Raw genomic sequence first — 22,617 nt, 5'->3', positions numbered from 1 at the left:
TTATGCGCGCCATTCCGACTTTGTTCCCCGATAGCTCAGTTGGTAGAGCAACGGACTGTTAATCCGTTTGTCGCTGGTTCGAGCCCAGCTCGGGGAGCCATTTACAGTACCTCCTCTCGCTGCATGAACTCCCGCAGCACCCGAAACAACGTCACCCCATCTCTGGTTCCTGCCATTTCCCGGATTGAGTGCATGCCAAACTGTGGCACACCGATATCCAGCGTTGTCACCCCAAGATTACCGGCGGTGAGCGGGCCAATCGTGCTTCCACACCCCATGTCACTGCGCACCACAAAAGTTTGATATGGCAGGTCAAGCTCATCACTGATGTGGCGGTACAACGCTGCTGAGCGGCTATTGGTGGCGTAACGCTGGTTATGGTTGACCTTGATCACTGGCCCCTGGTTCAGAAGCGGGCCGTGGTTCTCGTCGTGCCTGTCCATGTAGTTGGGGTGGATACCATGAGCGTTGTCCGCCGAGATCATCATCGAGCGGGCAATCGCGCGCGCCCGACCCTTACCGCACCAACGATCCAGAACCGCTGACAGGAACGGCCCCTGAGCCCCTTCCGCCGACATGCTGCCCACTTCCTCGTGGTCGTTGCATACCAGCAGCGCCGGTTCGTCTCCGGAAGATTCGATCAAAGCCTGCAGCCCTATGTAACAGCTCAGCAGGTTATCCAGCCGTGCCGATGCAATGAAGTCCTCGCGCAGCCCCACCAGCGATGCTGGCTGGGCGTCGTAGAAGCCAAGCTCATAGCCCAGAATTTTACGAACGCGGACACCCGGGGCCTCCGTGGCCAATTGGTCGGTCAGCAGATCGGTGAAGCGGGTGGTGTCGTCCTCCGGCACTTGCATCAATACCGGCGGAAGATCGGTTTGTGGATTAACCGTGCGATTGCTGTTGGCTTCCCGGTCCAGATGAATGGCGAGGCTGGGTATATACGCCACCGCCTTGCGAAAATCGATCAGTGTGTCTTTCACCGACCCGGACTCATCCACGTAAGTGACCCGACCCGCCAGGGACAGGTCACGATCAAACCAGGGATTCAGCAACACGCCGCCGTACACTTCCACACCCAACTGGAAAAACCCCTTGCGGCGCAGTTCCGGATTAGGTTTCACCTTCAGACAGGGGCTGTCGGTGTGGGCACCCACCATACGAATACCGGCTTCCGCGGGGTCGCGGCGACCAGTGCGGAACGCCACGATGGATGAGCCGTTACGGATGGCGTAATAGCCCTGCCCCGCTTCCAGTTCCCAGTCTTCTTTCTCATCCAAGGCCTTGAAACCCGCCTGATCAAGACGATGCTTCATACTGGCTACAGCGTGCCAGGGGGTCGGTGATGCGTTCAGAAATTCGAGCAGATTGGTGTTAAATTCAGCGTGTTCCATGATGTCCCTGATAAACTGATAATTGCGGCGCCAGTATGGCATGATGGCGCCCGACGTCATATCCGTACAAAACGGCTGCCCGCGCAGCCCGGCTACCCGGAGAGTGTACCTTGCCCGCACCGCGTTTTCTTGATATCGAATACTGCCAGACCGACGACGTTCTGTTCCCCGTGGCCATGGCCTGGTCACTGGAAGACGGTCAGATGAAAACCGTCGTCATCGCCCCGGCCGACGAATGGATACCGGAAGACGCCGACCTGGGCGATATCGACCTGCTCTACCTGGAAGAACAGGGCGTGCCCCTGATCGAACTGGCCCAGGAGCTTCATCAGGACCTGCCCGACCAGACGGTTTACGTGGACGGCATGGACCCGGACGAAATCCTGGTGGATCTGATCTTCACCGCCGTCGCCATGGACGCGCCCTTCGAAATCGCGGGCATGGAAGAACTGGTCACGTCCCTGCCCCGGGAAGCGCTGGACGACCGACGCAGGCAACTGCTGTCCGACGAAGGCCTGGAACTTCAACTGCCCGAAAACGGGGTCTACGCACTGTTATTGATTGCACGTGAGGAAGGCTTCTTCGACTGAACCCCATCCTACAACGTCGCTGGCAATGCGAACTGTGACTTGTGTCGACGTAACAAACAGTTACAGAAGGCAGAATCTGTCGGAATCCGACAACGCCAGGAAGCCCAATAACAATGAACACGCTGTTGCGACACCTCTTCACGGCCGCCACGCTTTCCGCAGCATTGCTCACACCGGGCATGGCCAGCGCACAGGATAAAGTTCCCCGCGAAGGCATGACCTACGTCGGCATTCTGGCCACCGGCCTCAACCACCGGTCTGTAGGCCAGAACACCCTCGAAACAGCCTGGTCAACCACAGGATCCATGGTGCTTGGAACGCATATTTCCGAGTATTTTCACGTGGAGATCCGCGCAGGTGCGGGTACCACCACCGCCGAAATCGACAACGAACTGGAATTGGACATCGAGTACTTCGCCAGTTGGTACATCGGCGGCCATTACCCGATCACCGATTACGCCAACGCCTATGCCCAGTTCGGGTTTTCCCACGTCCAGGGGGTTGCCACTCTGACTCCGCTGGGCAAGGCCCGGGAAGCCGATCCTGACGATGACTCGCCCTACGCCTCAATCGCGGACGAATATCCGGACAGTTCCTTCAGCGTGAGCTGGCTGCTTGGCCTGGATTTCGAGGTTATCGATAACGGTTTCATCGTCCTGGAAGGCGGCCGGTTGTTTGAAGACACCGAAACCGGCGCGAACACCTTCCAGTTCTCAACCGGTTTTAAATACGAGTTCTGACCTGCCAGCACCGGTGAATTCGAGCATTGCGCTGAAAATCCCGGTCCAGGGTGTCCCGGGTCACTTCTTCAATGGCGAACTCCTCTTCCAGGCTCTCATCCAGCTTGAAGCGCCGGAAGTTGGTCGAGAAAATCAGCAGGCCCTCTGAGGTCAACCGCTGCATCGCCTGGCGTATCAACCTGCCATGGTCTTTCTGAATATCCAGTACCCCGGCCATGCGGGCGGAATTCGAGAAGGTGGGCGGATCCATAAAAATCAGGTCAAAACGCTGATCGCTGGTTGGCTTGCCCGCCAGCCACGCCAGGCAATCTGCCTGCTCCACCCGGTGATGGGATGCATCCGCACCGTTAAGCGCAAGATTTTCCTGAGCCCAGTTCACATAGGTTTTCGACATGTCCAGGCTCAGTGAACGGGTCGCGCCGCCGACCGCTGCGTGCACGGTGGCCGCTCCGGTATAACAGAAAAGATTCAGGAACCGCTTGCCCGCCGCGTTCTGCTGAATCCAGCTACGTACTGGTCGATGGTCCAGGAACAGGCCCGTATCCAGGTAATCCTTGAGGTTCACCTTCAGAACACAACCATGTTCGTGAACGTTAAAAAACTCTCCGCTGGCTGCCTGCTTTTCGTACTGGCTGGTACCTGTCTGCCGCTGTCGTTGCTTGCAGACCATGTCTTCCCGCTCGACACCGATGGCGTCAGGAATCACCGCCAGAGCCTCGGCCAACCGTTCCCGTGCGGAACGCTCGTCGACTGACTTGGGAGCAGCGTACTCCTGAACGTGGACACGACCCTCGTAGACATCAATAGCGAGTGCAAACTCGGGCATATCGGCGTCATACAGGCGGTAACAGCCGATACCCTGCTTGCGGGCCCACTGGCCGACGGTCTTCATATTTTTCTTCAGGCGATTGCGCAGCATCGCAGCGCGCTCTTCATTGGCGATGCGAGGCGTCACCTCGCCAGGTACATCGGGCTCCCGCGGTGTCATGGCGCTGGCGTCATCCACGTTGAACAACAGCAACTGCGCCGGCAACTTGCCGTTGTAGAGTCGGTACTGCTTGTAGCTACGAAGGCCTATGGATTTGCCGTACTCGGGCGCACCGGTGAATACGCCAAACCGCCAGCCCGGCAACGCTTCCTTAACGGCTTCACCCAGGCTGCGATAAAGACCACCCAGCTCCTTGCGTTCGCTCAGGCGCTCGCCGTAGGGAGGGTTAACCAACACCAGGCCAGTCTCGGCCCAGGCCTCTTCGCGGCTGAACTGGTCAACTCCTTGCTGCTTGATGGTTACGATGCCTTCCAGGCCAGCCCGTTGCAGGTTGTTCCCTGCGGTTTGTATCACGCCTCGATCCTGGTCAAAGCCCAGGAAGGCAGGAACGCGCCCCTCAATGCCCTGCTTGCCTGTATAGGCGCGCTTCTCGGCTTCCTGGCGCAGTGACAACCACAGGTCCGGCTGGTGGCCCAGCCAACGCTCAAAACCGAAACGTTCGCGCTTGCGGCCGGGCGCCAGATCCAGAGCCATCATGGCAGCCTCAATCACCAGCGTGCCGGAACCACACATAGGGTCGATGAAATCGCCGCCGGCTTTCGCCAGTTCCGGCCAACCGCATCTCGTCAGCAGAGCCGCCGCCAGATTTTCCTTCAGTGGCGCTGCCCCCTTTTCCGTGCGGTAGCCCCGCTTATGGAGGCTGTCGCCGCTCAGGTCGATGCCTACCGACAGTTTGCCGCGATTCAGGCGTGCGGATACCGTTACATCCGGGTTTTTGGCGTCCACGGAAGGCCGCTGACCACTGGCACTGCGTAGACGGTCCACAATGCCATCCTTCACTCGCTGGGCACCATATTGCGTGTTTCGGATGGCTTCGTTCTGACCGACAAAGTTGACGCGAAAACTGCCATTCATCGGAATATGCTGCTGCCACTCCAGATCCGTCACCCCCCCCAGCATCTGGTCACCGGAGGTGGCATCCACGTCCGCCAGATGAAGGATGACCCGGTTTGCGAGCCTCGACCACAGGCAGGCACGATAGCCACTTTCAAGGGTGCCGTTGGCCCAGACACCTGCCGGTGCGTTCCGGACCGGGTCCATGCCGAAGGTACGCAGTTCGTCCTCCAGCAAATACTCCAGGCCCTTGGGGCAGGTTACGAAAAAGTTAAGGTCTGACACGTTCGACTCCTGAGTCGTTTCTACGGTGGCTAAGGTCGTGGGATTAGCGCATTTTCCGAGGTTTTCACTGGCTTGTTATGTCACACAACTATAAGAGAAGCTTCATATAGATGAAATAAATAGTGTACAAGGGCGCTGGCTTAGTCTTACCTTGTAGGTGACGCGTCGTTTCGGGGAGCCAACAAAGGGCTCTCTGTTAACAGGATCCTGACTGCTCTGGCCATACCTGACAATAGTGGGTTACCCCGGAAGGGTTGCCCCAAGTCCCGGCCACGGCAGATGTGTACACGCTTGTTCTGTTAATCCATCAGTGAGGAACGGCATGAAAAGACAGAAAAGAGATATGTACGCTCGTGCATTCAAACGGGGTTACCTGGCCGGCGTGTCCGGTAAAGCAAAAGACAGTTGCCCGTTGGAACAGCCGGAAGTTCGCCAGGAATGGCTCAACGGGTGGCGAGAAGGCCGCACAGATCAATGGGAGGGCATGACCGGCGTATCCGGCATCCACAGACTGGCAAACGTAACGGCATAACGTTGTTTGTCAGCACCCCGAATCTTTAATCTGATCTTTCAACAACACACAATTTGGCGCAGTACCCAGAGCAACCCAAACGGGTCCTCCCGACCCGTACCATGCGATGAAACGCCACGGGGTTTATTCCCCGCACGGGCCCGCTAAGCGGGCCCACTTTATTTCTGGCCTCACTTCCTGGCACACCTCATGGCACACCGTTCTCACCATCGCATCAAGTCAGACGCCGAATCGCGTCGACCGACTCCCGGATCAGCGCCGGACCGCGATAGATAAAACCGGTATAAATCTGCACTAACTTTGCGCCGGCACGAATTTTTTCAGCCGCGCTGTCACCGTCGGTAATGCCGCCTACCCCGATAATCGGTAACGACTCTCCCAGTTCCGCATACAGAGCCTGAATCACCCGGGTGGAAGACGCCTTTACCGGCGCCCCGCTGAGCCCCCCAGCTTCTTCCGCGTACCGATGCCCGGCAACGGCCTCGCGGCTGATGGTGGTATTGGTGGCTATGACACCGTCCAGCCCCGACTCTTTCAGGGCGTTGGCCACAAAGCGCACTCCGTCGTCGTCCATATCCGGGGCGATCTTAACCGCCAACGGCACGTAGCGCCCATGTTCCTTCTCACAACGTGCCTGCTCCTCCTTGATGGCGTGCATCAGGCCCTTTAGAGAGTCGCCAAACTGAAGATCCCGCAGGCCGGGCGTATTGGGGGATGATACGTTCACCGTGATGTAGTCAGCGCGGGAATACACCGCCGCAATACCTTTGCGGTAATCTGATTCGGATTCCTCGTTGGGTGTGGCCTTGTTCTTGCCGACATTGATACCCAGTACGCCGGCGTAACGACGCTTGTCCACCTGATCCAGCAGGTGCTCAAGGCCATGATTGTTAAAACCCATCCGATTGATAATGGCGCTGTGCTCAGGGAGCCGGAACATTCTCGGCTTCGGGTTGCCGGGCTGAGCCAGAGGCGTGACAGTGCCTACTTCGATAAACCCAAATCCCAATGCGCCCAGGGCATCCAGATGATCAGCGTTCTTGTCGAGCCCTGCAGCCAGCCCAACGGGATTGGGAAACTCCAGGCCCATCACCTTGGTTGGCAGCGGCTCCGGCTTGCTGACGAGCGCCTGGAGCAACCCGAGCTTTCCTGCCATATCGAGCCCCGACAACGTCAGGTTATGAGCAGTCTCCGGTGGCAGCCGGAACAGCAGTTCGCGCATAATGCCATACATACACAATCTCCCTGATCGAGAACGATGCGGAGTATACCGGAAGTTTTCCACAGCATCGCCCTACACCTTAAATATGACGGCTAAATGTCTGTAGCGTTAAGCTCTTGTGACCTTTTCCACGGAATCTGTGGATAACCCTGTTGAAAATCGCGGGGCAACGCGGCCGAACCCTTGATATTCGCGCCAGCCTACAGATTGATCATTTTTTGATCAGTTTATTTATTTATAAATATCAAATAGTTACGGAGCCTTTTCTGTCACGACAGGCAGTTCAGTCACAGAATGTTACGTCATTCGGCGATTCCGCCCATGTGCATAAAACATACAGTGGCAGGTTCGTTATACTGACGATCAGGCCCACGGAGAACCTCAATGACGGACCAGCAGACCTTTTCCTCCCAAGAACACAAGGGACTCCCCCAGGAGCGCAGGGCAGCATCGCGTGTAACCGTTATCGGAATGCTACTGGATGGTGTACTGGGCATTCTCAAGGTCATCGCCGGAACGCTGTTTCATTCCCAGGCGCTTTTGGTGGATGGCATTCATTCCTTTACGGATGTCGCATCGGACCTGGTCGTACTGGGCGTCATGCGGGTGTCCCGTCAAGCGCCAGACCAAGACCATCCTTATGGCCACCAACGCATAGAGACCATGGGCACCATGGTGCTCGGCAGCATCCTCATTGCCGTTGGCGCGGCCCTGGCCTGGGATAACACCCTGAGACTGCTTGATGGCGGCGCTGTGAACATTCCCGAATGGCCGGTGTTGGTGGCAGCCGTCATCTCCATTGCCAGCAAGGAATGGATCTATCGCTACACGCGTCGGGTTGGCATAGCGATCCGTTCTGACCTGATCATCGCCAATGCCTGGCACAGCCGCACTGATGCCCTCTCCTCCGTGGTGGTGCTCTTCTCGACCATCGGCGCCATGCTGGGCTATTTGTGGCTGGACATTCTCGCGGCAGTGATTATCTCCGGGATCATCATTCACATCGGTTGGCGCTTCACCCGCGACAGCGTGAAAGAACTCGTCGATACAGGCCTGTCCCCGGAAGATACCGAAGCACTGAAACACATCGCCAGTAAGACCGACGGCGTGCGCAACGTGCATGAACTTCGCAGCCGACGCATGGGGCATGACATCCTGCTGGATGTGCACCTTGTGGTGTCGCCGGAGATCAGTGTCTCCGAAGGGCATCAGATAGGAATGCAGGTGGTAAAAGCCATGCGCAATGCCCTGGACAACATTCTCGACATCAATTTCCACATTGATGCCGAGAACGACGAAATCCACCCCCAGACCTCCGAGCAACTGCCCGCCCGAGCGGAAATCCGCGAGGTACTTCACCAACACATTGAAAACCTGCCGTCCAACAACCGGCTACGGCTGCATTACCTCCGCAACCGGGTCCATATGGAACTGTTTATGGAGATTCCTGAGTCTGAGGCACTTCCTGACGCCCGTCAGATCAGCGAGGACCTTGGCCGCTACGCGTGGTTCGGCAGCCTCAGGATATGGCACGCCCATACCGAGCACTGACAGGGCGTCTAGCGACGCCGCTTTTCCTCCATGCGGGACAGGAACTCCTGCATGATCAGGGTGTATAACTCCCCTCCCAGGAAGCGATCCTCAACCCCGGCATCAATGCTGGGGTTGTCGTTTACCTCAATGACTGCCACTCGGTTACCAGACTGTTTGATGTCCACACCGTAAAGGCCATTGCCGATCAGACGTGTGGCGTTGAGCGCTGCCTGGATGACGTTCCGGGGCACCTCGTACGTCGGCATGGTATCAAAACCACCGCTGTCCACTTCCGCGCCACCGTGCTGGTAGATCTGCCAGTGTCCCTCCACCATGTAGTATTTACAGGCATAGATGGCCCGGCCGCCAAGCACCCCGATACGCCAGTCATAATCGGTGTAAAGGTACTCCTGGGCCAGTACCAGTGCCGACTGTTTGAACAGCTCTTTCAGGCCCGCCCGCAGCGTTTTTTCATCCTCCGCCTTGGTGACTCCCCGTGAAAAGGCGCCGTCAGGAATCTTGATAACAGCAGGAAAGCCTAGATCACGAATCACCTGTTCAGCACTGTCTTTCTGATCCTTCGACAGAATCAGGGTTTTTGGTGTCGGGATCTTGTTGTTCTTCAACAGATCCGCCAGATAGACCTTGTTGGTACAACGCAGGATCGACACCGGGTCGTCGATCACCACCATGCCCTCGGCCTCGGCCTTGCGGGCGAAACGATAGGTGTGATGATCGATGGCAGTAGTCTCGCGAATAAACAGGCCGTCGTATTCCGGCAGCCGCATATAATCACGGCGGCCGATCTGCTCCACGTTAATCCCCAGCTTACGGCCAGCCTTCTCGAATTTCTCCAGCGCCTCTTTGTCGCTGGGAGGCATTTCCTCGTCCTCGTTGACCAGCATCGCAAGATCAAACCGATAACGACGGCGGGTACGGGGCTTGCGCCAGACCATGCTACTGAAACGGTCAAACGCCGCCGCGAATGCATCCTGTTCTTTCCCTTTCAGGTCGGCGGGACAGCCTGGCTTCATGGACGCTATCTGCCAGGTTTTGCCACGGCGGAACACCACGTCCAGAACCGGGCACGGGAAACGATCAAACAACGCGCGTGCAACCGGCTTCAAATCCCCATGTTCCGCCTGCCCGAAGTACGTGCGGACACGTACTTCCCGCGTGGCGTGGTTATTGTCACCGGCGGGCTCGATCTCAGCCCCGGCTTCCTCAAGCCAATTGATCACGCTCGCATCCAGTTCATCCAACTGCAGCGAGAACAGCCCTTTGCGGCTGAGGTCGTTGAGCGTCATCACAGACGGCACCACATGATGGCCACGAGCCTCAGCCAGCAGTGAACAGTAATAGCCACGACTGAGGTACCGGGCGCTCTGGCACAGGTTGATCACCCGCACCCGACTGGAAGTGGGCGCGGAAAACTGTAGATACTGATCAAAAGTCAGCACGTCTTCACTGGGGTAATACGGTGCCCAGTCCTTGGCGCGGTCAACAACAATCAACAATCGTGACATCAGTGGCATTCCTCCATGAAGGCAGTGCCGGAAGCTTGGGGAACACAGGCCCACCATGCGTCGACGGTGCCTGTACAATCTCGCAACAATACGCCGGAACGCTTTAGCCTACAATTAGCACGAAATGCGTGCTTTTACGCATGATTGCATGCTATCGGCAACGTCAGCACTCACTCATAATAGCCGTCAAAGCTGAATCCGGCGAAGTCGCCACATTTGAGTTATCCAGAGTTCTTTCCCTATGACATCACTCGCTTTTCGTCACGCCACAAGCGATGACCTGGACGCACTGGTAAAGCTGGAGAACCGCTGCTTCGCTGAAGACCGGATCTCACGGCGCAGCTTCCGGCGCTTCCTGGATATGCCGCGGGATCGCCTGATTATCGCGTTGGCCGGCGACGAACTTGTGGGCTACTGCCTGGTGTTGATGAGCGCGGCCACCCGGCTGGCGCGAATCTATTCCATCGCGGTGTCGCCAGCCGAACGCGGCCGCAATATCGGCGAGCAATTGGTGCGTGAGGCAGAAGCTGCGGCGGTCGACGCCGGCCGCATTGTGATGAGACTCGAAGTGCGGGAAGACAATTCCCCGGCGATACGGCTCTACCAACGCCTGGGCTATCGCCAGTTCGGCACCTATCGGGACTACTACGAAGACCACGGCACCGCGCTGCGCTTCGAGCGTCGCATCCTGTTCTACGAACCTTCGCGGGAATTTCCGGCGGTACCCTATTACCCCCAGACCACAGAATTCTCCTGCGGCCCGGCAGCCCTGATCATGGCCATGGCGACCCTGGATGAACAGCAGCCAATGACCACCCTGGAAGAACTGAAACTCTGGCGTGAGGCCACCACCATCTTTATGCTCGCCGGCCACGGCGGCTGCGGCCCCCACGGCCTGGCACTGGCGGCCTGGCACCGCGGGTTCCACGCCAGCGCCTACATCAGCAAAGAAGGCGCCCTATTCAAGGATACGGTTCGCAACGACGACAAGAAGCGGGTTCTTGAGCTGGTTCACGAAGGCTTTCTCTACGACATCGGCCAGACTGGCATCGAACTCCATCACGACCCGCTCACCCTGGATGGTATGGAGGCTGCGCTCCACGATGGCCGCGTACCGGTGATCCTGATCAGCACCTGGCAACTGAATCGCAGCCGCGTGCCCCACTGGGTGACGGTGTGTGCGATGGATGATCAGTTTGTATACTTGCACGACCCGGAAATCGACACGGACGTTGGTGAGACCGTCGCTGACAAGCAATACCTGCCGATAGACCGCCGGGTGTTCGACCGCATGTCCCGTTACGGCAAGAACCAACCGTTGCAGGCAGCGGTCATAGTAGGACCAAGGCGTTAGCCAGTCCGCAAGGCAGCCTCTTTAAGCTCGGAAATATCATCCCGTAACCGCGCAGCCGTCTCGAAGTCCAGATCCGCAGCGGCCTTGTACATATCGTCCTCCAGGCGGGTGATCTCCTTGAGAACCTCTTCCGGAGAGCGGTTACCCGCCTTGGCACGGTACTTCTCTGCCTCCTCGGCGGCCTTCTCGCCCGGACGCTCGGCCTTACGGCGACCGCGACCACCGCCACCACCGGCGCCTTCCATGATATCCGCGATCTTCTTGTTCAGACCCTGCGGCGTGATGCCATGCTCCTCGTTATGGGCCGCCTGCTTCGTTCGGCGGCGTTCGGTTTCGTCGATCGCCCGCTGCATGGAGCCGGTGATCCGATCGCCATAGAGAATCGCCTTGCCGTGGAGGTTACGGGCAGCCCGCCCAATGGTCTGGATCAGCGAACGTTCCGAACGCAGGAAACCTTCCTTGTCGGCATCCAGGATAGCCACCAACGATACTTCTGGCATATCCAGACCTTCCCGCAGCAGGTTGATGCCTACCAGTACGTCAAACTCGCCCCGGCGCAGGTCACGGATGATCTCAACACGCTCTACGGTATCGATGTCCGAATGCAGGTAACGCACACGGATATCATGCTCCATCAGGAAGTCTGTCAGATCTTCGGCCATACGCTTGGTGAGCGTGGTGACCAGAACCCGCTCGTTGACGTCAGTGCGCAAGCGGATTTCCGAGAGCAGATCGTCCACCTGGGTAGAGGCCGGGCGAACTTCGATTTCCGGGTCCAGCAGGCCGGTTGGCCGCACCACCTGTTCAACCACCTGCCCTGCATGCTCGGCTTCGTAGTTGCCGGGGGTGGCGGAGACAAACAGCATCTGCGGTGCAATCCGTTCCCACTCGTCAAAGCGCATGGGCCGGTTATCCAGCGCAGAAGGCAGTCGGAAGCCGTACTCCACGAGAGTTTCCTTACGGGACCGGTCGCCCTTGTACATGGCGCCGATCTGGGGAATGGTGACGTGGGATTCGTCCACCACCAGCATCGCATTGGCTGGCAGATAATCGAACAACGTCGGAGGCGCCTCGCCCGGCTGGCGACCGGACAAGTACCGGGAGTAGTTCTCGATGCCGTTGCAGTAGCCCAACTCCAACATCATTTCGATGTCGTAGCGGGTGCGCTCTTCTAGACGCTGCGCTTCCACCAGGCGATTGTTATCCCTGAGTTGCTGCAGGCGCTCATCCAACTCGACCTTAATGCGCTCAACGGCATCCAGCACTTTCTGTCTTGGCGTGACATAGTGGGATTTCGGATAAATGGTGACACGGGGCACACGCCGGAGAACCTCACCGGTCAGGGGATCAAAGTAACTGAGGTTTTCCACCTCGTCATCGAACAACTCAATGCGGATGGCTTCTTTCTCGGATTCTGCCGGAAACACATCGATCACATCTCCCCGCACCCGATAATTGGCCCGGTGAAATTCGACATCGTTGCGGGTGTACTGGAGCTCGGCGAGGCGCCGGAGAATGTGACGCTGGTCAATCTGGTCGCCCCGGTCCAGGTGCAACATCATTTTCAGGTAGGACTGGGGATCACCCAGGCCGTAAATGGAGGATACGGTGGCAACGATGATGGCATCCGGCCGCTCCAGCAGGGCCTTGGTCGCCGACAGACGCATCTGCTCTATATGTTCGTTGATGGAGGCGTCTTTCTCGATAAAAGTATCGGAAGATGGCACATAGGCTTCCGGCTGATAGTAGTCGTAATAGGAAACGAAATACTCCACCGCGTTGTCCGGGAAGAACTCACGAAACTCGCCGTACAACTGGGCTGCCAGGGTTTTGTTGTGGGCCATGATGATAGTCGGCCGCTGCACCTGCTGAATGACGTTGGCAATGGTAAAGGTCTTGCCCGAGCCGGTCACACCCAGGAGCGTCTGGTGGGCCAGGCCGGAGTGGATACCGTCCACCAGCCCATCAATGGCTTTGGGCTGATCCCCAGCTGGCTCAAACGGGGAATCCACCTTGAAGGCGCCGTCTTTCATGAGCGCGCCGGTTTCTGAAGTGGCCATAGTCTGGAGACATCCTTCGTTCAATCAAAAGTGATCTGGGCAACGCATTGCACCGCGAATATCAAAAGGTGCAATCTGCAGAGAAACTTATCGTCACGCGGGCTTCATGATACCATCTGAATCGTCAAAGGCGGCCTGAACATGGTGGAAACCACTACCCCGACGCCGCCGGAGCCCTATCAGACGCAGCTTTAAGGAGCGCAAGTTTGGACCTTCAACTTTCCAGCCGAGTACAGGCAATCAAGCCCTCTCCCACCCTCGCAGTCACCAACAAGGCAGCGGAGCTACGCGCTGCTGGCCAGGACATTATTGGCCTGGGTGCCGGCGAGCCGGACTTCGATACCCCGGATCACATCAAACAGGCGGCCATCGAAGCCATCAACAACGGCCAGACCAAGTACACCGCCGTGGATGGTACGCCCGCACTGAAAAAGGCGATCATTGCGAAGTTCAAACGGGACAACGGCCTGGAATACGAAGCCAACCAGATCCTGGTAAGTGGTGGTGGCAAGCAGAGCTTTTTCAACCTCGCGCTGGCCACACTGAACAAGGGCGACGAAGCCATTATTCCAGCGCCGTACTGGGTATCTTACCCGGATATGGTACTGGTGGCTGAAGGCAAACCGGTTATCATCGAAACCAGCGCCGACACCCGATTCAAGATCACCCCGGAGCAGCTGGAAAGCGCCATCACCGAGCGCACCCGCCTGTTCGTGATCAACAGCCCGTCCAACCCAAGTGGCATGGCTTACAGCCTGGACGAGCTGAAGGCCATTGGCGAAGTGCTGAAGAAGCACCCGCAGATCATGATCGCCACAGACGACATGTACGAGCCGATCCTGTGGACCGGTCAGCCGTTCTGCAACATCCTGAACGCCACGCCAGAGCTGTACGATCGCACTTTCGTGCTCAATGGCGTGTCCAAGGCCTACTCGATGACAGGCTGGCGCATCGGCTACGCCGCTGGCCCGGCAAAAATCATCGGCGCGATGAAGAAGATCCAGTCCCAAAGCACGTCCAACCCGGCCTCGATTTCCCAGGCGGCTGCGACGGCAGCCCTGGATGGCCCCCAGGACTGCGTGCAGGAAATGGTCACGGCGTTCAAGGAACGTCACGACTACCTGGTAGAAGCCCTGAATGCCCTACCCGGCGTTGAGTGCCTGCACGGTGACGGGACCTTCTATGTGTTCCCGAGTTTCCAGGCAGCCATTGACGCGGATTCGGGTGTCAGTAACGACGTAGAGTTTGCCGAGAAGCTGTTGAAGGAAGCCGGCGTGGCTCTGGTGCCGGGCTCCGCTTTCGGTGCGCCGGGCCATATGCGCCTGAGCTTCGCCACCAGCCTGGATACGCTGAAGCAGGCCATTGAGCGTTTGCAGAAAGCGCTGGGCTAAAAATCCTGGCAAGGGGTTGACGAGGCGTTGGGGTAACCTTAATATACGCGCCTCGTCACACGACGACGTTCCCCGATAGCTCAGTTGGTAGAGCAACGGACTGTTAATCCGTTTGTCGCTGGTTCGAGCCCAGCTCGGGGAGCCACTATTCCGAAAAGCCGCTAGTCCTCTGGATTAGCGGCTTTTTTCGTTTTGGTTCTTTGGGTTTAGGTTCGGCCCTAGCCTGTTGGTGTGGTGCACTCTAGCCGGCTAGTAGCGGTGCCACGGCGAGGTAGGACTTCCTTCCCGAAAAACGCTACAAGCACATCCGTGTGCGCTTGGGCTCCGCCATCCATGGCTCCGCACATTTTCGGGAAGGAAGCCCTACCCCGCCTGATTCAGCCTCTGGAGTTATCGAAACAGATTACGCTGCCCCAGTGCACCCTATGCTTACAACTCCAACATCGATAACCACAGCTATCAATAAAAATCGCCTAACAGCGATATCTGAAAGTTCAAACCGGTGCGGTGGTGGCTCCCTCCCAAAAATGTGCGGAGCCATGGATGGCGGAGCCCAAGCGTACATGGATGTACTAGAAGCGTTTTTTGGGAGGGAGCCACCACCGCACCGAAGCACCATACTATCAGGCTAGAACAGAATCAGACCAAGAACCAAAGTTAAAGGCCAACCACCTCAGAGTGAATAGCCTCCAACGCAGCCAGAGGATCAGCAGCCTGCGTAATCGGACGGCCGATGACCAGGTAGTCGGAACCGGCTTTGAGGGCATCTGTAGGCGTCATGATGCGTTGCTGGTCGCCCTTGTCGGCAGACAGCGGACGGATGCCCGGGGTGACCAGTTTGAAATCCTTGCCTTGCTCCGCTTTCAACGCCGGCGCTTCCTGTGCGGAGCAGACGACGCCGTCCAGGCCGCAGTTGCGGGTCAGAGTTGCCAGGCGGGATACCTGGGCTTCCGGGGAATCCGTGATACCGATACCGGCAAGATCCTCCAGCCCCATGCTGGTCAGCACAGTAACGGCAATCAGCAGTGGCCGATCCTTGCCGAAGCTTTCCAGGCGGTCGCGGCAGGCGGTCATCATTTTCTCACCGCCGGAGGCATGTACGTTCACCATCCAGACACCCAGATCCGCTGCGGCCGCAACAGCTGCGGACGTTGTGTTCGGGATATCGTGAAACTTCAGATCCAGGAAAACGTCGAACCCGCGACTCTGCAAGTCACGAACCAGAGCCGGCCCTGAACGGGTAAACAGCTCCTTGCCGACTTTAAGGCGACACTTCGCAGGGTCCAGTTGATCAACCAGAGCCAACGCGGGCTGATCGGAGGGGAAATCCAGGGCAACGATGATTCGGGGATTATCGGGGGTTTGCACGGTCAGTTTCCTGCAGAATGTCGTGTTTTCGGGTTACTCAGCTTCCACGCCCTGTATTGGGCGAACGGTTTCCCACTGCTTGCAGCTGGGGCACAGCCAATGCAATTGCTGACCGGAGAAACCGCAGTTTACACATCGGTATACCGGGCGGTTGGCAAGTATCAAGTGACCGATGCGGCTGACCAGGCGGCCTTCGTCCGTCGTCATGCCTTTCTCATAGCCCGCCAGTTCCACCAGGCGCAGCAGACCGCGGACGCTGGGGCGAACTTCCAGTTCCCGGCGCAGCAACTCGATTGCAGCCATACGGCCGGACGTGCGCTCTACGGCTTCAACCAGCGCCAGCAGCAAGCTCGTGCTCGGCCAGGCTTCGTAGAACTTGCCAAGTTTTTTAACCAGACGCCCAACATCGCCGTGTTCGCGTTCAAGCTTCATCAGCCTGTCCACAGCTTCTGAGCCGAATTCAGGGTTCTGATCGAAGACTTTCAGGCTCTGGCTGGCCGCGTCCCGGTAACTGCCCTGACGAATGAGCAACTTCATCATGATAAACGTGGCCCGGACACAGGAACGATCGTACTCCAGCGCTTCCTTGGACAGCTTCTGAGCCATCCAGCGGTCGTCGTGCTTGAGGGCATCCTCAGCCTGCTCGCAGGTTATATAGGCCAGCATCTTGTACATGCGGGCATCGTGGTCGCCGGTCGTCAATGTACGGGCGACCTGCCCTGCCTTACCCCATTCCTTTTCCTGCTGGTACAACTCGATCAATTGCAATGAAGACTTACGGCCGTACTCCCTGTCGCCCATCAGTTGATGAAGCAACGCTTCTGCCCTGTCCAGAAGGCCTGCGTTCAGGTAGTCAATGGCCAGCTCGTAGGTAACTTGTTGAGAATAACGCGGTGGCAGCTCCGGTCGGGCAAGGAGGTTCTGGTGAATCAGAATGGCCCGGTCGGTCTCGCCCTTGTGGCGGAAATGGGCGCCGATAGAGAGGTGCAGGCCCACCGTTTCCTTGTTCACAGCCAGAGACTGAACGAAGTTCTCAACCGCCTGATCGGAATAGTTGGTGAACAGAAATTGCAGCCGATCCTTAACGGATTCCTCATCGGAGATCGGTGTTTTGGAGCGTTCCCTGGTGCTGCCCATTCGCCCCACAAACCAGCCAGCGGCCACCGCAACCGTTAACAGCAGCCATTGAAGCACTATATCCATTAAAGCGTCCGGTCGTTCTGGGCCCTGGATTTCTCCAATGCCTGCTCGGTACGAGCAAGTCGTTTTTCGAGGTTACGGCGGGAAACCGATGTGCGAACGGTTGCAAGCATGGTAATCAGAACTCCGATCAAAGCGCCGATCACAAAAGACAGGATAATCCAGACGGCAACACCGTGAGGCTGAGTCTCAAAGAGCAGGAAATTAAGGGAGACTGCCATCTGATTATTCAGGGAGAAAACAAGTGCTACCAGAACCAGAAACAATACCAGCAGAATGAGAAGGACCTTCTGAAATCCGGCCATAGTCGCAATGCTCCACACGGACCTGGTTGCTTACCTCAGGACCTGGTTAACGTCTTTCCCCAAGAGGGTAATCAGAAGCCTTTTTTAAGGCTATCGTTTACCTGCTCACGCAACTCCTTGCCTGGCTTGAAGTGCGGAACAAATTTGGCCGGTAATTGCACGGCTTCGCCGGTTTTCGGGTTACGCCCGGTTCTGGCTGCGCGATGGTGTAATGAAAAGCTACCAAAACCCCGGATCTCGATTCGCTGGCCATCCGCCAGTGATTGGGACATGTGTTCAATAATCGTTTTCACAGCCAGTTCCACATCCTTCACTGAAAGCTGCGTCTGCTTGGACGCAATCAGCTCTACCAGTTCAGACTTCGTCATTGGGCTCATCCCTCTTCACATTATTATCGGATAGCCGGTTACCAGCTCCTTGCCTCTAGTTTAGCCAAACCAGAAAAAAACACAAAAAAAACGGGCTCTTAGAGCCCGTTTTTTTCATACCAACCGGAAATGTTATTCCTTGTTGGCGTTTTGCTGCTGCATCTGCTCCTTGATGAGATCACCGATGGTGGTCGCACCAGAGGAAGATTCAGCCGCTTTGGCGCGAACACCTTCCAGCGCCTGCTTGTCGTCTTCAACGTCCTTGGACTTCACAGACAGGTTGATAACGCGGTTCTTGCGGTCGATGCTGATGATCTTCGCTTCAACTTCGTCGCCTTCGTTCAGCGCGTTGCGTGCGTCTTCAACACGGTCACGGCTGATTTCAGAAGCTTTCAGTACAGCTTCAACTTCGTCGTTCAGGGTGATGGTAGCGGCTTTTGCGTCAACTGCAGATACCGTGCCCTTCACGATGGAACCCTTGTCGTTCAGCTGTACAAATTCGGCGAACGGATCGCTTTCCAGCTGCTTGATGCCCAAGGAGATGCGCTCACGCTCGGGATCAACAGACAGGATAACGGTTTCAACTTCGTCGCCCTTCTTGTATTCACGGACGGCTTCTTCGCCAGTCTCGTTCCAGCTGATGTCTGACAGGTGAACCAGACCATCGATGCCGCCGTCCAGGCCGATGAAGATACCAAAGTCAGTGATTGACTTGATCTTGCCGGAGATACGGTCGCCTTTGTTGAACTTGCTGGAGAAATCTTCCCACGGGTTAGCAACACACTGCTTGATACCCAGGGAGATACGACGACGCTCTTCGTCGATGTCCAGAATCATCACGCCCACTTCGTCGCCAACCTGAACGACTTTGGACGGATGGATGTTCTTGTTGGTCCAGTCCATTTCGGACACGTGAACCAGGCCTTCAACGCCTTCTTCCAGCTCAGCGAAGCAGCCGTAGTCGGTCAGGTTGGTTACACGTGCAGTAACCTTGGTACCTTCCGGATAACGACCCTTGATATCGACCCAGGGATCTTCGCCCAGCTGCTTCAGACCCAGTGATACGCGGTTGCGCTCACGGTCAAACTTCAGAACCTTGACGTTGATCTCATCACCGACATTGACGATTTCGCTCGGATGCTTGATGCGCTTCCAGGCCATATCGGTAATGTGCAGCAGGCCGTCAACACCGCCCAGATCTACGAACGCGCCGTAGTCGGTCAGGTTCTTGACGATACCCTTGATTTCCAGACCTTCGGTCAGGGTTTCGAGCAGAGCTTCACGCTCAGCACTGTTTTCAGCTTCCAGAACGGCGCGGCGGGAAACAACCACGTTATTACGCTTCTGGTCGAGCTTGATAACCTTGAATTCGAGTTCTTTGTTCTCCAGGTGCGCGGTATCGCGAACCGGGCGAACATCTACCAGCGAACCAGGCAGGAAGGCACGAATGCCGGCCAGATCGACGGTGAAACCACCCTTGACCTTACCATTGATAACACCCTTAACCACTTCCTCAGCTTCGAAGGACTTCTCAAGTACCTTCCAGGCTTCTGCGCGCTTGGCTTTCTCACGGGACAGACGGGTTTCACCGAAGCCGTCTTCCACAGCGTCGAGAGCTACGTCAACAACGTCGCCGATAGCAACTTCCAACTCGCCTTTTTCATTGAGGAACTGGGAGGCGGGGATAACACCTTCGGACTTCAGTCCGGCGTTAACGGTGACCCAGTCGTTATCGACGTCTACAACGGTTCCCTGGACGATGGAACCTGGTTGCATGTCAATTTCTTTTAGGCTTTCTTCAAAAAGATCCGCAAAGCTCTCGCTCATTATGTGTCCTATGTGATCAACGCAAGTTTACTCCGTGCTACCAGCAACACGGTCTGTTAGTTTCAATCCGGATCCAGCCAGTGGCTGGCCGATAACGCCGAATCCGGAATTTCAACAACAAAAAGGTGTAGTCAGGCCTGGCCTGCTGCGGCCATAACCCTGACTAGCACCTCTTCTATACTCAACCCCGTCGAATCAATGACTTGCGCATCGTCTGCAGGCTTGAGCGGGGCGGCGGCGCGGTTCATATCCCGCTCATCGCGCACCCGTATCTCCTTTAAAAGGGCGTCAATATTAACATCGACCCCTGCGTCCTTCAACTGGCTGTAGCGTCTTTGCGCACGCTCTTCGGCACTGGCTGTCAGGAAGATCTTCACTGGCGCGTCCGGGAACACCACCGTTCCCATGTCACGACCGTCCGCGACCAGCCCGGGAGGCTTCTGGAAATCACGCTGGCGCTGCAGCAGCGCGTCGCGCACAGGCTGCATGACAGCCACCTTCGAGGCATTGTCTCCACAGGTCTCTGTACGTATATCTGCGGTGACGTCAACACCGGCCATCAGTACCTTTGCCGGCTCACCTGGTGGGGTTGGCTCAAACGCCACATCGAGGCCGGCGGCGACGTTTACCAGAGACGGCTCATCATCCAGGGACACGCCCTGCCGCTCCGCAGCCAGTGCCGTGAGGCGATACAGCGCGCCACTGTCCAACAGGTGCCACCCCAACCGGCGGGCGAGCATCTGGGTAATGGTGCCTTTACCGGAACCGCCAGGGCCGTCCACGGTAATAACCGGTGCCTTGCTTTCAGCCATTACTCAGCCCCTTCGGCGGCGATATTGATGCCAGTCTGCTTTGCCAACTCCACAAAGCCCGGGAATGAGGTGGACACGTTGGCGCAATCGGTCACCTCGATATCCCCTTCAGCCCGCAGAGAGGCGACGGAGAACGCCATAGCAATGCGGTGATCCCCATGGCTATTCACGGTTCCAGCGGTCATCGTCTGGCCACCATCAATGACAATACCGTCTGGAGTCACGGTGGTTTCCACTCCAAGCGCGGTCAGGCCGTCTGCCATCACCTGGATGCGATCACTTTCCTTGACGCGAAGCTCTTCGGCGCCGCGCAGAACCGTTCTGCCCTCAGCGCAGACTGCGGCAATAAACAGCACGGGGAATTCGTCGATTGCCAGCGGAACCTGATCCTCAGGGATATCGATACCCTTGAGTTCGGCGGAACGAACGCGAAGATCAGCGACCGGCTCCCCGCCAATCACACGCTCTTCGAGGACTTCTATATTAGCCCCCATCATGCGCAGGATGTTAATCACGCCGACTCTCGTCGGGTTCATACCAACGTGGCGGATGGTCAAGTCGGAATCCGGGGCAATACTCGCCGCAACGAGGAAAAACGCTGACGAAGAGATATCCGCCGGTACGTCTATGGCGGTGGCGGTCAACGAACCGCCACCGGTCACGCTGGCCGTCGCGGTATCGCGATGCACGTGATAGCCAAAGCCTTCCAACATGCGCTCAGTATGATCCCGGGTAGGAGCTGGCTCGGTAACGGAGGTTACGCCCTCGGCATAGAGACCGGCGAGTAACAGGCAGGATTTAACCTGGGCGCTGGCCACCGGCATCTCATAATGAATGCCGGTTAGCGCGTGCCCACCCCGGATTTTCAAAGGCGGCCGCCCGCCCTCGGCAGTGTCAATCACCGCACCCATTGCTCGCAACGGATCTGCCACACGCCCCATGGGACGCTTGGAGAGGCTTTCGTCGCCGGTGAGCTCGGAGTCAAACGGCTGCGCGGCCAGCAAGCCCGAGAACAGGCGCATGGCAGTACCGGAATTGCCCAGGTACAAAGGGCCGCGCGGCGCCTGGAGACCATTGATACCGACGCCGTGAATGCGGACAAACCCCGCGTCCGGCCCTTCAATGGTCACCCCCATGTCGCGGAACGCCTGCAAGGTTGCCAGGCTGTCCTCGCCTTCAAGGAAGCCTTTCACTTCCGTGATACCGTCGGCAAGAGCACCCAGCATGATGGATCGGTGGGAAATGGATTTGTCGCCCGGCACGCGTATCTCGCCGGAAATCCGGCCGCCGGGTTGAAGACGGAACGTTACCTGTTTCTGACTGTTGTTTGTCACGTAAGCCTGTCCTGAAAGCATCTTGGAAAAATGTTCCCGCGCCGCCTTGGCGCGACTGAAAACCCGCAACAGAGTTGCACTGTCCTGATCGGCGATGGCGGTACGGAGCTGATCCAGATCGTGGGTAAAATGATCAATGACCCGCAACACCGCATCCCGGTTGGAAAGAAAGATATCGTGCCACATCACCGGGTCGCTGGCTGCAATTCGGGTGAAGTCCCGGAAACCGCCCGCTGCGTAGCGGAAAATATCCAGATTTTCGTCCTCGCCTGCCAGGGTATCCACCAGTGAGAAAGCAATAAGATGAGGAAGATGACTGGTGGCTGCCAGCACCTCGTCGTGATAGGCCACAGACATGGTCAGAACCGTCGCACCACAGCCTTCCCACAATGCCCTGAGCTTCTCCAGGTCGGGCTGACCAACGTTCTCCGCCGGCGTGAGTATAACCTTGTGATTGGCAAACAACTCAGGGTTGGCCGCACGGATGCCGCTTTTTTCGGAACCGGCGATGGGGTGGCCGGGTATCACTTTCGCGGGCAGGTCACTAAACACCTCTCGTACATCGTTGACGAAACTCGACTTGGTGCTGCCGACGTCCGTCAACACGGCGTTTTCGCCAAGATGGGGCCTGATTTCCGCCAGCACTGCCCGCGTTGCCTTAACCGGTACCGCCAGCACCACAAGGTCGCTGCCGGCCACAGCCTCAGCAACCGACCCGGCAGCTTCATCAATAATGCCTAATTCAGTGCCAAGCGCCAATTCGTCCGCGCGCTTGTCAGCGCCCACAACGGTAACCGCGAGGCCATTGTCGCGGATCGCTTTGGCCAGAGAACCACCAATCAGCCCAAGACCAATAACAGCAACACGCTGGAACAGTGGCTGAATCTCGGACAC

At 57.3% G+C, this 22,617-nt stretch carries 18 protein-coding genes and 2 tRNA genes; 8 read left to right on the top strand and 12 right to left on the bottom strand.

Annotation, left to right across the window (positions count from 1 at the left end; genetic code table 11):
- The first annotated feature begins 24 nt into the window (after window positions 1–24).
- Window positions 25–100 (top strand) — tRNA-Asn (locus AAGD24_RS09160).
- Window position 101: 1 nt separating this feature from the next.
- Here the strand turns inward: AAGD24_RS09160 and AAGD24_RS09155 are convergent.
- Window positions 102–1,394 carry a M18 family aminopeptidase gene (locus tag AAGD24_RS09155; protein WP_085682020.1) on the bottom strand — a complete coding sequence of 431 codons (1,293 nt, stop codon included), beginning with the start codon at window positions 1,392–1,394 and terminating at the stop codon, window positions 102–104.
- Between the two features lie 110 nt (window positions 1,395–1,504).
- On the opposite strand from AAGD24_RS09155, the gene AAGD24_RS09150 reads away from it, so the two are divergent.
- Together AAGD24_RS09150 and AAGD24_RS09145 are read left to right on the top strand one after the other, a co-directional pair.
- Entirely contained in the window at window positions 1,505–1,984 is a 480-nt protein-coding gene (locus tag AAGD24_RS09150; protein ID WP_379867194.1) for a hypothetical protein, read from the top strand.
- A gap of 113 nt (window positions 1,985–2,097) precedes the next feature.
- A complete protein-coding gene (locus tag AAGD24_RS09145; protein ID WP_085681001.1) occupies window positions 2,098–2,724 on the top strand; it encodes an outer membrane beta-barrel protein in 627 nt (208 codons plus the stop codon).
- Here AAGD24_RS09145 and rlmKL read toward each other — a convergent pair.
- Entirely contained in the window at window positions 2,708–4,891 is a 2,184-nt protein-coding gene (rlmKL, locus tag AAGD24_RS09140) for a bifunctional 23S rRNA (guanine(2069)-N(7))-methyltransferase RlmK/23S rRNA (guanine(2445)-N(2))-methyltransferase RlmL (protein WP_379867192.1), read from the bottom strand. The genes AAGD24_RS09145 and rlmKL overlap by 17 nt on opposite strands.
- Before the next feature lie 322 nt (window positions 4,892–5,213).
- Between rlmKL and rmf the strand changes: the two genes are divergently transcribed.
- Entirely contained in the window at window positions 5,214–5,423 is a 210-nt protein-coding gene (rmf, locus tag AAGD24_RS09135) for a ribosome modulation factor (RefSeq protein WP_040474610.1), read from the top strand.
- A 214-nt stretch (window positions 5,424–5,637) separates the two neighbouring features.
- Here the strand turns inward: rmf and AAGD24_RS09130 are convergent, their stop codons facing one another.
- On the bottom strand, window positions 5,638–6,657 hold the full coding sequence (locus AAGD24_RS09130) for a quinone-dependent dihydroorotate dehydrogenase (RefSeq protein WP_041333094.1): 1,020 nt from the start codon (window positions 6,655–6,657) through the stop codon (window positions 5,638–5,640).
- Between the two features lie 372 nt (window positions 6,658–7,029).
- Here AAGD24_RS09130 and AAGD24_RS09125 point away from each other — a divergent pair, with 372 nt between their 5' ends.
- Window positions 7,030–8,196, top strand: a complete 1,167-nt coding sequence (locus tag AAGD24_RS09125) for a cation diffusion facilitator family transporter (protein ID WP_379867189.1) — start codon at window positions 7,030–7,032, stop codon at window positions 8,194–8,196.
- Window positions 8,197–8,204: 8 nt separating this feature from the next.
- On the opposite strand, the gene AAGD24_RS09120 is transcribed toward AAGD24_RS09125, so the two are convergent.
- Complete coding sequence (locus AAGD24_RS09120; protein WP_041333093.1) at window positions 8,205–9,704, bottom strand: RimK family protein; 1,500 nt, start codon at window positions 9,702–9,704, stop codon at window positions 8,205–8,207.
- A 241-nt stretch (window positions 9,705–9,945) separates the two neighbouring features.
- On the opposite strand from AAGD24_RS09120, the gene AAGD24_RS09115 reads away from it, so the two are divergent.
- Window positions 9,946–11,058 (top strand): GNAT family N-acetyltransferase/peptidase C39 family protein, encoded by a 1,113-nt coding sequence (locus tag AAGD24_RS09115; RefSeq protein WP_199480441.1) that lies wholly within the window; start codon window positions 9,946–9,948, stop codon window positions 11,056–11,058.
- Here AAGD24_RS09115 and uvrB read toward each other — a convergent pair.
- A complete protein-coding gene (uvrB, locus tag AAGD24_RS09110) occupies window positions 11,055–13,091 on the bottom strand; it encodes an excinuclease ABC subunit UvrB (protein ID WP_278592405.1) in 2,037 nt (678 codons plus the stop codon). The genes AAGD24_RS09115 and uvrB overlap by 4 nt on opposite strands.
- Window positions 13,092–13,324: 233 nt before the next feature.
- Here uvrB and AAGD24_RS09105 point away from each other — a divergent pair, with 233 nt between their 5' ends.
- On the top strand, window positions 13,325–14,509 hold the full coding sequence (locus AAGD24_RS09105) for a pyridoxal phosphate-dependent aminotransferase (RefSeq protein ID WP_036208443.1): 1,185 nt from the start codon (window positions 13,325–13,327) through the stop codon (window positions 14,507–14,509).
- A gap of 69 nt (window positions 14,510–14,578) precedes the next feature.
- Window positions 14,579–14,654 (top strand) — tRNA-Asn (locus AAGD24_RS09100).
- A 512-nt stretch (window positions 14,655–15,166) separates the two neighbouring features.
- On the opposite strand, the gene pyrF is transcribed toward AAGD24_RS09100, so the two are convergent.
- From pyrF to AAGD24_RS09065, 7 genes are all read right to left on the bottom strand, one after another.
- On the bottom strand, window positions 15,167–15,877 hold the full coding sequence (gene pyrF / locus AAGD24_RS09095; RefSeq protein ID WP_379867187.1) for an orotidine-5'-phosphate decarboxylase: 711 nt from the start codon (window positions 15,875–15,877) through the stop codon (window positions 15,167–15,169).
- A gap of 33 nt (window positions 15,878–15,910) precedes the next feature.
- Entirely contained in the window at window positions 15,911–17,080 is a 1,170-nt protein-coding gene (gene lapB / locus AAGD24_RS09090) for a lipopolysaccharide assembly protein LapB (RefSeq protein WP_036208447.1), read from the bottom strand.
- The gene (locus tag AAGD24_RS09085; protein ID WP_007154690.1) at window positions 17,080–17,382 is read right to left on the bottom strand and encodes a LapA family protein; all 303 of its coding nucleotides are present in this window, start codon (window positions 17,380–17,382) and stop codon (window positions 17,080–17,082) included. Before AAGD24_RS09085 ends, lapB begins: the two co-directional genes overlap by 1 nt.
- A 71-nt stretch (window positions 17,383–17,453) precedes the next feature.
- A complete protein-coding gene (locus AAGD24_RS09080) occupies window positions 17,454–17,750 on the bottom strand; it encodes an integration host factor subunit beta (RefSeq protein ID WP_007154691.1) in 297 nt (98 codons plus the stop codon).
- Window positions 17,751–17,882: 132 nt separating this feature from the next.
- The gene (gene rpsA / locus AAGD24_RS09075; protein WP_007154692.1) at window positions 17,883–19,577 is read right to left on the bottom strand and encodes a 30S ribosomal protein S1; all 1,695 of its coding nucleotides are present in this window, start codon (window positions 19,575–19,577) and stop codon (window positions 17,883–17,885) included.
- Window positions 19,578–19,708: 131 nt separating this feature from the next.
- Entirely contained in the window at window positions 19,709–20,389 is a 681-nt protein-coding gene (gene cmk, locus AAGD24_RS09070; protein ID WP_075196911.1) for a (d)CMP kinase, read from the bottom strand.
- A complete protein-coding gene (locus AAGD24_RS09065) occupies window positions 20,389–22,617 on the bottom strand; it encodes a bifunctional prephenate dehydrogenase/3-phosphoshikimate 1-carboxyvinyltransferase (RefSeq protein ID WP_379867184.1) in 2,229 nt (742 codons plus the stop codon). Before AAGD24_RS09065 ends, cmk begins: the two co-directional genes overlap by 1 nt.

The organism is Marinobacter sp. M5B, from assembly GCF_042604615.1.
GTDB classification, from domain to species: Bacteria; Pseudomonadota; Gammaproteobacteria; order Pseudomonadales; family Oleiphilaceae; genus Marinobacter; species Marinobacter salarius.
The sequence above is the reverse complement of the archived record's forward strand: the minus strand, read 5'-3'. Positions and strand labels throughout refer to the sequence as shown.